The following is a 14,701-nucleotide window of genomic DNA, read 5'->3' as shown; positions in this document are numbered from 1 at the left end:
ACAGGGAGATCCTTAACATGGAGAATTTTCGCATCGTGGTGGACAATTTTCCCGTCTGGAACGTTCATGAAAACAAACGGCATCGCTCGTTGAACAGCAACCCATGCAAATGAATTTAGAAATAAGACGCCTCCGGAAAGATGGGCGAATCCCCTACGATTTGTTGCTGCTTGCCGATGAAACAATAGAAGCGATCGACAGGTACATCCTCCAATCGGAGGTCTATATTCTTGAACGCGACCATAAAGCAGCCGCCGTTTATGTGCTTTATACGCTCGACGCCGATTGTGTTGAAATCAAGAATATCGCCGTGGACGAAAAACTCCAAGGCCAGGGGATCGGCCGATCGTTGTTGGAAGACGCCACCCGCAGGGCGACGATAGACGGATATAAAACGATTATCATTGGAACGGGAGATGGATCGATACGACAACTCGATTTATATCAAAAAGAAGGCTTTGAGATTTTTGATATCAGAAAGGGGTTCTTTATCGATAATTATCCCGCACCCATTTATGAAAATGGCATTCAGCTCAGGGATATGATAATGCTTAGAAAGCAGCTCACGTAGGCACCGGAACCTACAGGTATCTATGGCGGGCGCCTTGCTTACTCAGGCTATCGATGATGTGTGCTCAATTCTTTTCAGGAGCAGACGTGTAATCTGTTACGAACCAGGTGACAAATACCGCGGCCCCAAAGGTCAAATAGAAATTCCTGGCTAAGCTGCCCTCTACGGTTCCTAAATAAAATGCAAGGCCGATCAACGAAACGGAGACAACCAACTCAATCCATCCATGTATTTTGAGGGGGATGATTTTTACCACGCCCATTTCAAAATTCGTTGTCGCCGTAAGTCCTAAGTGGATCAGGGCAAGCGTGAGCGTAAAAAACGTGGTAAGGCTGGGTAGGCTGAGGGATAGCGGCGCCAAAAGCAAAAATAATACGACTGCATAGTCAATGATACCGTGCCATTTGGAGTTTAGTTTCATAGGATTCTTGGTGGATTATATGATCGTTGAGGATAGGTTGAGTTATGCGATGAACCGGCTTCAGATTCAATCGGCGAGGGGAGTGGGAATGCGGATCGATCCTGGAGAGGAGGCGAATTCACCGCGTCGTTTTTTTAAGAGTATGGACTTTTTAAATTCCGACGGGCTGACGTGGGTATGCTTCTTAAAGAAGCGGCTAAAGTGCGACGCGTCCTCAAATCCCAGATCCGTATAGACCTCTTTAGCCGATTTGTCGGTATAATAGAACAAGCGGCGGGCCTCGAGGGCAATGCGCTCATGAATGATTTGGGAGGGCGACTTCTTGCCATATAAAGCAAAAACGTTGGCGACGGTCTTTGGCGATCGATGCAGCGCCGCCGCATAGAATTGGACGTCGTGTTGATGCTTGTAGTGCATTTCGACCAGTAGATTGAATTGACGGAAGAGATTGAATTTGTTGTCGTCGGCAGGAGGCTCGTTCTTCGTGTATTGCTGTTTGCCCAGCCGGGTCAGGGTGATAATGAGGCGCACCAGGAGTATGCGAAGCATCTCTCCCTGGACGTTGTCGGCTTGTTGAAATTCGTCTTTGAAGACTTCAAACAGGAGTTGGATCTTGCGCTGATGCGTTTCGTCCAGGTCAATGAACAGGGTCTGCGACGACCCGTAGAATAAGAAGCCGACGCAACTCACTTCCTGGTCGTGGGTGACGATGCAATAAAAATCCCGGTTAAACCGCCAGGCGATGACATCTTCGGGACATGAGAAATGATAGGATTGATTCGCCATCAGGGGGAGAATCGTGTGGGGTGGAAAAGCGTATTCCTGTTCATCAACCACAATGTGTTGTAATTTGCCACTGTTCCAGGCAATGGTGAGGAGTTCATCCTTCCGGTCGCTTCGATGAAACGACCTTTCGAATTCCTTTTCGTGGATGATGAGGTGAAACTCCGCATTTTTTTCCTTGTCAAAAAAAGTCAATTTCATTTTTGCCGAAAGACGGATCTTTCCTTTTTCAGTTTTGAATGCCATCAGGTCCCGGGGTTGGCGGGGATGGTGCTGAAAATTAACGGGAAAAGACCGGGGATCGGATAGCATGAATGTCGGCCGGGTGACAAAGCGGGCGATTAAAAATGCCGCAGGTACGAAACGCACGCGGGCCTCCGGCAGAGCGGAGCGATCTCGATCACAGCAGCATGGATTAAAGACCTTCACCGGCTTTATATTTCAACGCCGTGACCTTAGGCCAAAGCTCGTCGGCTTTTTTCAGAAGGCGAGGTTCGCTCTTGTTCCAGGTGTCGAGCGAGTTCACGGTTCTGGCGCCGGATTTTCCGTAATAGAAAAGATAGAGCTTGTCGTTCGTTATTTTAAATACCTCCGGATTGATGGACACTTTTTTTCCATAGCTAACCGCCAATGCGCAGTAGCCATCGTATTGTGGCAGATAGCGTGTGGGATCGGCTTCGAAGGTCTTTTGGTTTTCAGCGTTTATAAATTGATAGGTCACGCCTTGATAGACCGTTGCGTTGGCGGGAAGGCCCTTCATGGCTTTGCCGGCATTGAAATAGGCTACCAGGTCGTAGCCCCCGATGCCGAGATTATTTTTGTCGATGGGGTCTACTTGGGCAAACACTTTCGTGCAAAGGAAGAGGGCAATCCAAAAGATGCGATTTGTTTTCATGACGGTGAGATTTCGATCCAGTTTGGTGTAAGGATTTTAAGCATGCGCAAAGATGGCGCGAACGCGCGTGGCGGCGATTAGCGAATGTTCCCGAAGTGTGGATTAATTTTCCCGCCATCGCGGCGCCGACCCGGCAAATCTCATTGGAAAAATTTCTTTCGGGCACTATATACAACTCTTCGGGCAATACGATCATTCCCATCGCTTTGGCCGTGCGTTACTTTTGGCTGAATTAAAACCCAAAAGAGACTATGACGCAATTAAGAAAACGCAATGCCTGGTACCTCTGCCTGTTGTTACCGCTCGCGATAGCTTGCAACGACGACAACTCCGGTGGGCCGGTAGAGACTTCGACGATAACCGTGGAGAATGTTTTGGACTCGAGGCCTTTAGTGCAATCGGGAACTTTCAAGGGCGATGGAACACCCGGGCTGATTTTTCCGGATCAGTCCGTATCGATTAGTTTTTCGGCTGCAAAAGGTGAGGCCGTGACGTTTGCCACCATGTATGGCTGGTCAAATGACTTGTTCTTCGCGCCGGCCAACCCGGGCATATTGGTTTACGATGCCAATGGCAATCCAATCGAAGGCGATGTTTCGTCGCAGGTGAAGCTGTGGGATAATGGAACCCGCATAAACCAGGCACCCGGAGCCAACGTAGTGCATCCCGGCACGGCCGACAACCAGAACATTGCAGCGGTGGCCGGCATGGATGCACAGGGAAATGACTATCTGCCGGCCTCGTCACTGATGCAAGCGATGTTAGCGTATAACGGCAACTCAACGTTCACCTTGACGCTGAAGAACATTTCAAAAGGAACGGCCAACGAGACACCGTTCAGCCCCGGCGTGTGGGCCATCTCCTATATCGCCGGTGGACAATTGCTGAATGCCGCGCCGTTGTACAGCGCCGGTCAGCCGACAGCAAATGGTCTCACATCGATCGCGGAAGCGGGCAACAACGCACCTCTCTACACCTATGTGCAAACCATCACGGGTATATTCACACCCCTATCGCCGGTTCTGGTGGTGATCTACAATGGGATCGATAACCCGATCTACAAACTGGGTGAAAACGATCGTGGCGAAGGCTTGAAAGACCTCGCTCAAAAAGGCAATGCCGATATCCTGGCTGCCGCGCTGAAAGTCAAAACGGGAGTGAAGGAAGTCTATGTATTGCCTGCCCCGGAGTCGAAAGTTCTTCTTCCGATGATCAACGGTGGCAAAGGAGGCATGGTGACACAGGCCATCACCTATCAGAAAGGAGACCGCATTGCCATTGCCACCATGTATGGATTTTCGAATGACTGGTTTTTTGCCTCCACGGGAGACGGTGTGGACGCGACCACCAAGGGGGACATCTCCACAACCATCGCCCTCTATAACGACGGCACGGCAATCGACCAGTTTCCGGGTGCAGGCATAACACAGTTCAACCTGGCCGGGACACCACTTTCGGAAAGCAAACACATCGAGGCTGTGCCAAATCCGAATCCCTTCACCACCCTGCCTGCCATTGATAAAATCATCAGCGTAAAACTTCAGTAAGACATTACAAAAGCGCTGTGCCCGGAGATTTCTCCGGGCACAGTTTTTTTATGTCTTATAAATTTCAGCTACTAATTCATCGAATTGCGATAGTCGAACGGTGACATACCGACATATTGCTTGAATACCCTGGTGAAGTGCTGCGGATATTTGAACCCTAACTCGTAGGCAATCTGAGTGAGCGACTTGTTGGCATCAAAAATTCTTTCTTTGGCCGTGTCGATCAATTTTAACTGGATGTATTCATGGGCTGATTTGCCGGTGTCCTTTTTAATGAGATCGCCAAAATAATTCGGCGAGAGATTGAGTTCACTGGCGCAATACGCAACGGAGGGAAGGCCTACGGTCTGCGGTTTGTCGGAGGCGAAGAAGTCATTCAGCAAGGTTTCAAATCGCTCGAGAACTCCTTTCACCGCATTCTCGCGGGTAATGAATTGACGATCGTAAAACCTTACACAATAACTGAGGAATAGCTCAATATTGGCGACGATCAATTTCTTGCTATGCTTGTCAACGCCGCGCTCGAGCTCATAGCGGATCTTTGAGATACAGTCGAGGATGATCTGGCGTTCGCGTTCTGATAAATGAAGCGCTTCATTTACAGCATAGGAAAAGAACGTGTAATCATGAATGTGACGTCCCAGTGACGTTCCATGAATAAAGTCAGGGTGGAAGACAAGCGCCAAACCTTGCGGCTGGTAGTACTCTTCGCCTGCGGAGCCAATAACCTGCCCTGGGGCCAGAAAGATCAGTGTGCCCTCATCGTAGTCATAGTTATTGCATCCATATCTCAGGTCACCACATTTAATTTCTTTCAAAAAGACGGTGTAGAAATTATAACTCAGCCGTCTTAGTTTTCTGGGCGCAGCCTTGGACAGATCAACAACCCCCACGAGCGGGTGCAGGGTCTCGTTGTTATTGAAGTCATTGTACTGGCTGACGGTATCAAATTTTAGTATCTCATCCATAAATCCCTCGATCTTACTCCAAAATTAAGCTGTTCCGGGCTTGTTTCCTTCAAGGAACCCCAGGATCAGTGAAAATGGTAAATAAACCAGTAATCTATATAAGCCCATTCCTCCCGGAGGGTAGCACTTTTGTACAAGGAATTTAGCCATAAAAGGCAATTCAAACTATTAACGATGAAACTGATCACCAAAAAGTTCATAATCATTGCACTCCTTCTTTTGTCGTCTTCCTTAAGCCATGCACAAACGAAGCCTATGGTTATTCAAGAACAAGGAAGCTTTGCTGTCGGTGGCTCAGTAAAAACAAATCCGGGCACTTTTGATCCCATCACGCGTACGCCGGAAGGTCAGACCTTTCATGGTGATCATGCTTATGTGTTTTATCAAATCCCTGTAAACGCCCGGAAACTTCCGCTGGTGTTGTGGCATGGCATCGGGCAGTTTTCGAAAACCTGGGAAACCACACCCGATGGACGGGAGGGGTATCAAAATATTTTTCTCCGGCGCGGCTTTGCAGTGTATGTGCTCGACCAACCTCGAAGAGGAAGGGCCAGTCGCAGCATGGATTCAGTCAAAATTGTTCCCACGCCCGACGAGCAAATGTGGTTTGGTACATTTCGCCTCGGCGTCTGGCCTGATTACTTTCCGGGCGTACAGTTTGCAAAAGATCCCGAGACGCTCAATCAGTACTTCCGCCAAATGGCACCTAACATTGGTGGATTTGATCCCGGAGTAATTTCGGATGCGACGTCTAAACTGTTTGACAAGATCGGCCAGGGAATTCTGGTCACGCACTCGCATTCCGGTGGCTTTGGTTGGCTCACGGCAATCAAGAACAGCAACGTGAAAGCCATCGTGTCTTATGAACCGGGCAGCGGTTTTATTTTTCCGGAAGGGGAAGTCCCGACTCCTGTTGCAAGCTCGTCAGGCCCGGTCGCTGCCGTGGGGAGGCCCATGGAAGAGTTTATGAAGTTGACCAGGATTCCGATCATCATCTATTATGGAGACAACATTCCGGCTAAACCCGATCCTAATCCGGGAACAGACGGCTGGCGTGCGCGTCTTGAAATGGCCAGACTTTGGAGAGATGCGGTCAACCGTCATGGCGGTGATGTAACGGTGGTACATCTGCCGGAAGTGGGGTTGAAAGGAAACACGCATTTTCCCTTTTCCGATTTGAACAACGTTGAAGTCGCTGACCTCATGTCAAAATGGTTGAAGGAAAAGAAGTTAGATAAGTTATAACAAAACAATTTACATACGCGATGAAAAAAGCAATACCCGGACTCTGCTTACTCGTAATGACGGTGCTGTCAACCTACGCCCAAACCCCGACTCCAGCAAACTTCACAAAAGAAGAACAGGAAGTCGTCAATCTGTCAAAAGACAAGTGGCAGTGGATGGCGGACAAGAACATAGACAAACTTGCCGCGCTCTTTCACGACAAAGCAAAATTTGTTCACATGAGCGGCACATGGAAAAAGGACGAGGAACTTGAGATCATTAAATCAGGAACGATCTGGTATAAGAAGGCCACCATCCATGATACGGCAGTGGAGATTATTGGAAAAACAGCGATTGTCTGGAACCGCATTACATTGGAATCCGAAGTTCGGGGAAGTGACGCAAAGATTGAATTTACGGTAACCGAAGTGTATCAAAAAGAGGGCAAGAACTGGAAAATGTTAGCCTTGACATTTAGCAGTGTGCGCGACACGCATGTCATCAAACATTAATGAAAGTATTCATCTGAGTAAACTTGGTATGCGTAAACAAACTTCAATTCGAGATCTTTGTTGGATCACTATCGCCCTTGCTTCGCTTTGCATGGCTGGCTGTAGCCCGACCGATAGCCGCGAGAATACCTGGTCTTGCTACAAAGCTGACGCGCATAGTTCCAGCTACTCATCGCTGGACCAAATCAATCTCTCAAATGTAAGTCAACTGGAAAGTGCCTGGACTTTCCAGATGCATGATTTGCCACCGGGACAAGAGCCCGTGTCGAGCCAAAGTAATCCTATCATAGTGGACGGCGTGATGTATGCAAACTCCGGCAAGCAGACCGTTTATGCCATCGATGCCGCTACAGGAAAAGAAATTTGGTCTTGTAAGACCTTGGATGAAGGACAGCCCAGCGCGGCGAGCAGAGGTGTAACGTATTGGGAGAGCGGCGACGATAAAAGGATCTTGTATTCTTCCGGTAATTATTTGATGGCGATCGATGCAAAAACTGGAAAGATCATCCCTTCGTTTGGAACCCATGGCAAAATAAACCTGAACGAAGGCGTAAGGGATGATCCTCAAAAAATCTCCGTTTCGCTTTCAACCCCCGGAAGGATATTCAAGGACTTGATCATTATCGGGCTAAGAACACCCGATCTCTATGGTGCTCCTCCAGGGTATATCAGGGCGTACAACTGCAGCACTGGAAAATTAGAATGGACTTTCCATACTATTCCTCTTCCCGGCGAACCCGGTTATGAAACCTGGCCACCCGATGCCTACAAACATGCCGGTGGGGCTAATTGCTGGGCGGGACTGAGCATCGACATGGCAAGGGGCATGGTGTTCCTGGCCCTCGGATCTCCTTCCTACGATTACTACGCGATAGACCGAAAAGGAGAAAATCTATACGGGAACTGCGTGCTCGCATTAGATGCCGCGACAGGTCATTACAAATGGCACTTTCAAACCGTGCATCATGATCTCTGGGATTATGACTTGCCTGCTCCGCCAAATTTAGTGACGATCAAAAAAGATGGAAAAGACATTGACGCTGTCGCCCAGGTGACCAAACACGGGTTTGTATTTGTGCTTGATCGTGATACGGGCAAGCCACTTTACCCCGTTGAAGAGCGGAAAGTCCCTGCGTCAAATATGCCGGGTGAAGAGGCCTGGCCTACGCAACCTTTTCCTGTAAAGCCAAAGGCATTTGTGAAACAGTCTATGACCGAGGATGATTTAAATCATTATTCCGAGGCCGATCATAAAGCCACCCTGGAGAAATTCAGATCCGTGAGATATGAGGGCTTATTTACCCCACCGGATTTAAAGGGCACACTATCGCTGCCGGCTACGAGAGGAGGAGCCAATTGGGGAGGAGCCGCTTACGATCCTGGCACCTCATTCCTTTACATCAGGGGGAACAATTTGCCCGAGATTCAAACCATTGTAGATCTCGACAAACATTTTGCAGCACGCGACAACTCCATGTTTGAAACAGGCCGGGCCACCTACCTGAAACATTGCTCGTCGTGTCATGGCCCGGAGAAAAAAGGAGTTCCTCCTACATTCCCATCCTTAGTAAATCTCAAAGACAAGATGGGTGAAAAGGAAGGGCTCGAAAAAATACGGATGGGTGGAGGTCAGATGCCAGCCTTCAAAGGGCTGGTAACTGCGGATGAGGAACAAGCGATAATCGCTTTTTTGTATGATAAAAAGGGTGGCCAAGTAACGCAAGCAACAAGCGGGAAAACGGACGGAACAAAACCCGTGCACTACGGGAATATTACCGGCTACAGAACATGGTCTGACCCGAGTGGAAATCCGGCCATGAAAGGTCCGTGGGGAACATTGAACGCGCTGAATCTTTCTACAGGTGAATATGTATGGCAGATCCCCTTAGCGAATGACGAAAAACTACAAGAAAAGGGTGGACCCATTACTGGCTTGTTAGGAAGATCGGGGCCCATGGTAACTGCGGGTGGATTGGTGTTTATCAGTGGAGCGGAGGACAAAAAATTATGGGCATTTGATAAAAGTACCGGCAAACAGGTCTGGGAAACTACTTTACCGGCTGCTAATAATGCCAACGTCTGTTCATTCTTTGTTGCAGGGAAGCAGTTTGTTGCTTTATCGGTGGGCGGAACAAAAGAGAACCCATCCGGATCGATCATGGCTTTCAAACTTCCGTGAGGCGGTAAATTTGGAATTCTTTAAGTAAGCAGAATAAATATGAAGACAAAAAATGAAAGTGGTAATGCATTAGCCGATAAAACGGCAACCCCGACGGTTAGACTCAATAATGGGGTAGACATGCCCGTGCTGGGTTTCGGGGTCTTTCAGGTGCCGGATCCTAATGAATGTGAAAGAAGCGTATACGAAGCGATCCAGGTGGGTTATCGCCTGATCGACACAGCAGCATCGTATATGAACGAAGAAGCTGTGGGGCATGCGCTCAAAAGAAGTGGCGTGCCGCGTGAAGAATTATTCGTGACAACGAAGTTGTGGATACAAGATGCCGGTTACGAGAAAGCCAAAAGAGCATTCGAACGCTCATTGAAGAAACTTCAGCTCGACTATCTTGACCTATATCTCATTCATCAACCTTACAATGACGTACATGGTGCATGGAGGGCAATGGAGGAACTCTACAGGGAAGGTCGCATCAGGGCAATCGGTGTAAGTAATTTTCATCCTGATCGAGTAATGGATCTTATCTCCTTCAACGAGATTGTTCCGGCAGTCAATCAGATTGAAACGCATCCGTTTCATCAACAAATCGAGACACAGAAATTCCTTCAGGAAAATGGCGTGCAGCATGAGTCGTGGGGCCCATTTGCGGAAGGTAAAAATGATCTTTTCAAAAATGAACTGCTCGCTTCGATCGGAAAGAAGTATAACAAGTCCATTGCACAAGTTGTGTTGAGATGGTTGACACAGCGCGGCGTCGTTGCCATTCCAAAATCTGTTCGCAAAGAACGGATGGAGGAGAACTTCAACATTTTTGATTTTCAGCTAAGCGACCAGGACATGCAGTCCATTCAGGCACTCGATCAAAAAGCAAGCGCCTTCTTTGATCATCGTGATCCGGCCATGGTGAAATGGTTAGCAAGCCGGAAACTTGATTTGTGACATAACGAACAATTGCCCTAACAACAATCGAGATGAAAAGACTACCCATTGGAATCGCGCTACTAATTTTGACCTGTAGCTTTTTAAATGCTCAACAAAGCGCTCAAAGCGCGGGACCGGAAGTTAAGACCGCCGCGGGAACCGTGCGGGGTCTAAAAGAAGGTGACATCGTGTCTTTCAAGGGTATTCCTTATGCCGCGCCCCCCGTGGGTGCCAACCGCTGGAGACCACCACAGCCGGTAACGCCCTGGAAGGAAGTTCGTGACGCCAGCAAATACTGCGCGGATTGTCCACAGAGACTTTGGCCTGGTTCCACAGCAAAAACTTCGGAAGATTGTCTCTTTCTTAATTTATGGGCTCCCGCTACAGCAACGGGTAAATCAAAATTGCCAGTGATGGTTTGGATTCACGGAGGTGCTTTCGTAGCGGGCAGCGGTTCCGACCCGGGCTCGGCAGGAGACGCATTTGCCAAACAAGGCGTCATCCTGACGACGATCAATTACAGGCTTAGTCGCCTGGGTCATTTTGCACACCCTGCATTGAGTAAAGAACATCCGGATGAATTTAAAGGTAGTTATGCCTACATGGATCAGATTGCTGCGCTGAAGTGGATCAAGGAAAACATCGCCGCATTCGGAGGCGATCCTAATAACGTAACCATTTTCGGTTTTTCCGCGGGTGGTGTATCCATTCATTCGCTTCTAACGATCCCGGCTGCAAGAGGACTTTTCCACAAAGCTATCGGTGAATCCAGTGGTGGTCGCGATGGTGTGCTTACCGGTAGACCAATCAATAAAGAGAATGCTGATCCTCTTTATCCCGTATCCGCCGAAACAATAGGGATGAACTTTGCTCATAAACACAAGATTGACGGCACAGGTGCCGATGCCCTGACAAAGCTCCGGTCACTTAGCGTTGAGGAAATACTCGATGGAGGTCAGGAAAGCGATAGCTCCGGTGTTAAGATCTACTCCGGCCCAATCCTGGATGGCAAACTGGTTGTTGAGACGGCCGAGAGCGCATACCAAGCAGGGCGACAGGCAAAGGTTCCACTCATCATCGGAAATTGTAGTGGCGAAATTGGTGGGCCGTTCGTCAGCAACGCTGCTTCGAAGGAAGCACTGTTTGCGCTCTTTGGGGACAACGCAGCTGAGGCGAAAGCGGCGTTCGATCCGGATGGCAGCAAGGAATTCGCTGAAGTGATGACGAAGTTTAACACCGATTGGGTATGGGGCGAACCCGCACGGATGACGGCAAGAGCCTATGTAGCGAAAGGCGCACCCGCTTACATCTTTCAATTTGGATATGTCGCTGCGGCGTCGCGTGAGCGCTCCCGTTACGGTGCCGGTCACGGATCGGAAGTCTCCTTTGTGTTTAACACGCTCCATGCACGATGGGGATCCCCTGGTGAGGCAACACCGGAAGAAAAAGAGTTGGCAAAGATCATGAACACCTATTGGGCAAACTTTGCAAAAACAGGTGATCCTAATGGCAATGGCCTTCCCGCTTGGCCGCTGTACAATACCCAGAAAGAAGAAATACTGGATATCGACCTGGATGGAAAAACAGTGGGGAAACCAGACCCCCGGAAAGCAAGACTGAATGTTATTGAGAAAGCTTTCAAGCAGCGCGATCGTATTCAAGTACGTGGAATTTGACGGCTGAGTCAAATCAATGGATCTGTGTGCAAACCGTGCTAAAGAAAAAAGAGCAGGAGGGATGTGATGGTATGGAGACGGTATAGATTATTTTATTCATCTTTTTTTACCCGCCGTCTGACCGCCCGAGCCGGTTGTCCAGGGTAATGAAGGAATTAACAGCAAGATTTTCGTAACTTATAACTATTAAATCTGAACCCCAATGGCAACAATTAACCTCAACATCAACGGGAAACAGCAGGCGGTGGACGTAGATCCCAAAACGCCTCTCCTCTGGGTACTTCGCGATCACCTCGATCTTGTCGGGGCCAAGTATGGATGTGGCATGGCTCAATGCGGAGCCTGTACGGTAATTATGGAGGGCAATGCCGTGCGATCGTGCAGTTTACCGGTTTCGAGCGTAGCAAATAAAAAAATCACGACCATCGAGGGGCTGTCGGCGAATGGAGATCATCCTGTTCAAAAAGCATGGCTGGAACATGATGTTGCGCAATGTGGATATTGTCAGGCGGGTCAGATCATGGCAGCCGTTGCTTTGCTGGGAAAGAAGCCAAACCCCAGCGATGAAGAAATCGAAACGGCCATGAATGGCAACATCTGTCGTTGCGGAACCTATCTCCGTATTAAGGCAGCGATAAACACCGCAGCAAAATCGTAGTCATCATCCTAAAGCAATCAACCCTATGAATACAAAAACAAGTCGTAGAGCATTCTTAAAAGTCTCCGTCCTTGCCAGTGGAGGGATGCTGCTAAGCTTTAACTCGCTGCTCCTGGGCAAGTCCTTCACGAGGGAAGCGATGAGTTTGTCGGCCGAGTCTTTCGAACTAAACAGCTTTATCAAAATTGCCACGGATGGAACAATAACGTTGATGTCGGCCAATCCTGAGTTTGGTTCGAACGTGAAAACGTCAATGCCGATGATCCTCGCCGATGAGTTGGATGTTGACTGGGGTAAGGTGACCGTAGAGCAAGCAGACTTTTATCCAGAACGCTTTCAGCGTCAATTCACCGGTGGCAGCCAGGGAATACGTCTGGGGTGGAAACCGCTGCGCACGGCGGGCGCAACGGCCCGAAGAATGCTCGTTGAGGCAGCGGCAAAAACGTGGAGTGTCCCCGTAGAAGAGATCACCACAGAATCGGGAATGCTATACCATCGCGGTAGCGGAAAGAAAGCCGGCTACGGTGAAATGGCATCGCTCGCGGCAACATTGCCTGTTCCCAAAGATGTGCAGCTGAAGAAGCTCAGTGCGCTGAACATTATCGGAACCTCACAAAAGAATGTCGAAGGAAAAAGTATTGTGACCGGTAAACCCTTGTTTGGGATGGACTACAAACAAGATGGCATGCTGATCGCCATGGTTACACATGCCCCGGCCATTGGTCAGGCGATAAAGTCTGTTGATGACAAAGCCGCAAGGGCCATGCCCGGGATCAAAGATATATTTACGATCAATACGCTGCGCGACGACTACGAACGGAACGCATTTGATACAACGACGTTTACCGAAATGGTAGTCGTTGTTGGGAACACTACCTGGGAAGTAATGAACGCTAAAAAAGCGTTGAAGATAGAATGGCAACTGGCACCTGAGAAAAAAATTATGGTGAAGGGCTGGGGCGGCTCAACACAACCCGTCGTCATCCCGGCTGGATTGGAGAGCACCGTCACGCACAAGGCGAAGATGAAAGAAATGTCAGCCAAGCCTGGTAACGTTCTTCGGAAAGATGGCGACCCGGAGGGGGCATTCAAAACGGCGGCGAAGATCATCGAGCGAACCTACACCGCACCCTACCTGGCGCATAACACGATGGAGCCGGTAAATTGTTTTGCTCACGTCACCGCCGAAAAGGCTGAGATCTTTGGGGCGACACAAGCTCCTGAATTCATCATGCAAACTTTGGTTGCCCGTCTCGGATTGCCAAAAGAAAAAATTCATATACGTCTTGCCCGAATGGGTGGAGGTTTTGGCCTGCGGGCCTATTGCCATCATATCCTGGAGGCTGCTCTGATTTCTCAGAAAGTCAATGCTCCAGTGAAGATGGTCTATACGCGCGAAGACGATATGACCTACGGAATTTACAGACCCACCTATACAGCCACCTATAAAGCCGGACTGGACGAAAAAAATAATCTCATCGCATTTCACGTTCGCGGTGGCGGAGTTCCTGAGCACGCGGTGCATGCCAACCGGTTTCCCGCGGGAGCAGTCGACAATTATCTCGCAGAAGGCTGGGAAATAAACTCCAACATTACCATTGGCGCATTTCGCGCACCACGTTCAAATTTCATCGCAGCCGCAGAACAATCTTTCCTGGATGAGCTGGCAGAACTGGCAGGCAAAGATCCGATCGCGTTCAGGCTTGAATTGTTGGATCGGGCAAAAACAAATCCCGTGGGAAAAAATAATGATTATAATCCGGATCGATATGCCGGCGTCTTAAAACTTGTCAGGGAGAAATCAAACTGGGATCAAACGAAACCCAATATCAGCAGGGGAGTCGCGGCCTATTTCTGTCACAATACCTACGTTGCCGAAGTAGTGGATTTGCGATTAGACGGAAATAAACCCGTAATCGAAAAAGTTGTTGCCGGCGTGGACTGCGGCATTGTTGTCAATCCCGACGCTGCGGCCAACATGGGTGAAGGGGCGATCGTAGATGGCATTGGAAATGTGCTGTTCGGTGAGATGACCTTTAAAGATGGCGTTCCGGAGAAGAACAATTTCCACCAGTATAAGATGGTCCGGCAAAAGGATGCACCGGGTGCGATTGAAGTTCACTTCGTCAAAAATGAAGAAGAACCGACAGGGCTTGGCGAGCCGTTGTTTCCTCCAATTTTTGCGGCAGTTGCAAACGCTTTGTATAGGGCATCAGGCAAACGATATTATGATCAGCCTTTTGAAAAGCAGATTCAGGTGAATCGGTCGCGGATGTAGACGAGGGTGCATTGTAATTTCATTCCAAAAGGTGGCGGCGAAAAATCCAAGCCGTTTGGTTCCCCTAT

At 49.0% G+C, this 14,701-nt stretch carries 13 protein-coding genes; 9 read left to right on the top strand and 4 right to left on the bottom strand.

Going from position 1 to position 14,701, the window contains the following annotated elements; genetic code table 11:
- Positions 1 to 109 precede the first annotated feature (109 nt).
- On the top strand, positions 110 to 571 hold the full coding sequence (locus BUB30_RS16380; protein WP_143164957.1) for a GNAT family N-acetyltransferase: 462 nt from the start codon (positions 110 to 112) through the stop codon (positions 569 to 571).
- A gap of 64 nt (positions 572 to 635) precedes the next feature.
- Here BUB30_RS16380 and BUB30_RS16375 read toward each other — a convergent pair whose 3' ends face one another.
- The 3 genes from BUB30_RS16375 to BUB30_RS16365 all read right to left on the bottom strand — a co-directional run bounded on the left by BUB30_RS16375 (position 636) and on the right by BUB30_RS16365 (position 2,670).
- Entirely contained in the window at positions 636 to 992 is a 357-nt protein-coding gene (locus tag BUB30_RS16375; RefSeq protein WP_073136021.1) for a hypothetical protein, read from the bottom strand.
- 66 nt (positions 993 to 1,058) lie between these two features.
- Complete coding sequence (locus tag BUB30_RS16370) at positions 1,059 to 2,021, bottom strand: AraC family transcriptional regulator (RefSeq protein ID WP_245804112.1); 963 nt, start codon at positions 2,019 to 2,021, stop codon at positions 1,059 to 1,061.
- 169 nt (positions 2,022 to 2,190) lie between these two features.
- Positions 2,191 to 2,670 carry a YHS domain-containing (seleno)protein gene (locus tag BUB30_RS16365; RefSeq protein WP_073136017.1) on the bottom strand — a complete coding sequence of 160 codons (480 nt, stop codon included), beginning with the start codon at positions 2,668 to 2,670 and terminating at the stop codon, positions 2,191 to 2,193.
- 251 nt (positions 2,671 to 2,921) lie between these two features.
- Here BUB30_RS16365 and BUB30_RS16360 point away from each other — a divergent pair, with 251 nt between their 5' ends.
- Positions 2,922 to 4,217 carry a spondin domain-containing protein gene (locus tag BUB30_RS16360; protein ID WP_073136016.1) on the top strand — a complete coding sequence of 432 codons (1,296 nt, stop codon included), beginning with the start codon at positions 2,922 to 2,924 and terminating at the stop codon, positions 4,215 to 4,217.
- A gap of 71 nt (positions 4,218 to 4,288) precedes the next feature.
- Here the strand turns inward: BUB30_RS16360 and BUB30_RS16355 are convergent, their stop codons facing one another.
- Entirely contained in the window at positions 4,289 to 5,185 is an 897-nt protein-coding gene (locus tag BUB30_RS16355) for a helix-turn-helix domain-containing protein (RefSeq protein WP_073136014.1), read from the bottom strand.
- A 174-nt stretch (positions 5,186 to 5,359) separates the two neighbouring features.
- Here BUB30_RS16355 and BUB30_RS16350 point away from each other — a divergent pair, with 174 nt between their 5' ends.
- The 7 genes from BUB30_RS16350 (at position 5,360) to BUB30_RS16320 (ending at position 14,633) form a co-directional block, all read left to right on the top strand.
- Complete coding sequence (locus BUB30_RS16350; protein WP_073136012.1) at positions 5,360 to 6,430, top strand: alpha/beta hydrolase; 1,071 nt, start codon at positions 5,360 to 5,362, stop codon at positions 6,428 to 6,430.
- Between the two features lie 20 nt (positions 6,431 to 6,450).
- Positions 6,451 to 6,921 (top strand): nuclear transport factor 2 family protein, encoded by a 471-nt coding sequence (locus tag BUB30_RS16345; protein WP_073136010.1) that lies wholly within the window; start codon positions 6,451 to 6,453, stop codon positions 6,919 to 6,921.
- Complete coding sequence (locus BUB30_RS16340) at positions 6,905 to 9,100, top strand: pyrroloquinoline quinone-dependent dehydrogenase (protein WP_245804111.1); 2,196 nt, start codon at positions 6,905 to 6,907, stop codon at positions 9,098 to 9,100. Before BUB30_RS16345 ends, BUB30_RS16340 begins: the two co-directional genes overlap by 17 nt.
- A 39-nt stretch (positions 9,101 to 9,139) precedes the next feature.
- Positions 9,140 to 10,039: an aldo/keto reductase gene (locus tag BUB30_RS16335; RefSeq protein ID WP_073136008.1), complete on the top strand. Its 900-nt coding sequence runs from the start codon at positions 9,140 to 9,142 to the stop codon at positions 10,037 to 10,039.
- 32 nt (positions 10,040 to 10,071) lie between these two features.
- Entirely contained in the window at positions 10,072 to 11,697 is a 1,626-nt protein-coding gene (locus BUB30_RS16330) for a carboxylesterase/lipase family protein (protein WP_073136006.1), read from the top strand.
- A gap of 202 nt (positions 11,698 to 11,899) precedes the next feature.
- Complete coding sequence (locus tag BUB30_RS16325) at positions 11,900 to 12,355, top strand: (2Fe-2S)-binding protein (protein ID WP_073136004.1); 456 nt, start codon at positions 11,900 to 11,902, stop codon at positions 12,353 to 12,355.
- Between the two features lie 25 nt (positions 12,356 to 12,380).
- On the top strand, positions 12,381 to 14,633 hold the full coding sequence (locus tag BUB30_RS16320; RefSeq protein ID WP_073136002.1) for a xanthine dehydrogenase family protein molybdopterin-binding subunit: 2,253 nt from the start codon (positions 12,381 to 12,383) through the stop codon (positions 14,631 to 14,633).
- Positions 14,634 to 14,701: the final 68 nt, after the last annotated feature.

The sequence above is a fragment of the Chryseolinea serpens genome, from assembly GCF_900129725.1.
Lineage (GTDB): Bacteria > Bacteroidota > Bacteroidia > Cytophagales > Cyclobacteriaceae > Chryseolinea > Chryseolinea serpens.
The sequence above is the reverse complement of the archived record's forward strand: the minus strand, read 5'-3'. Positions and strand labels throughout refer to the sequence as shown.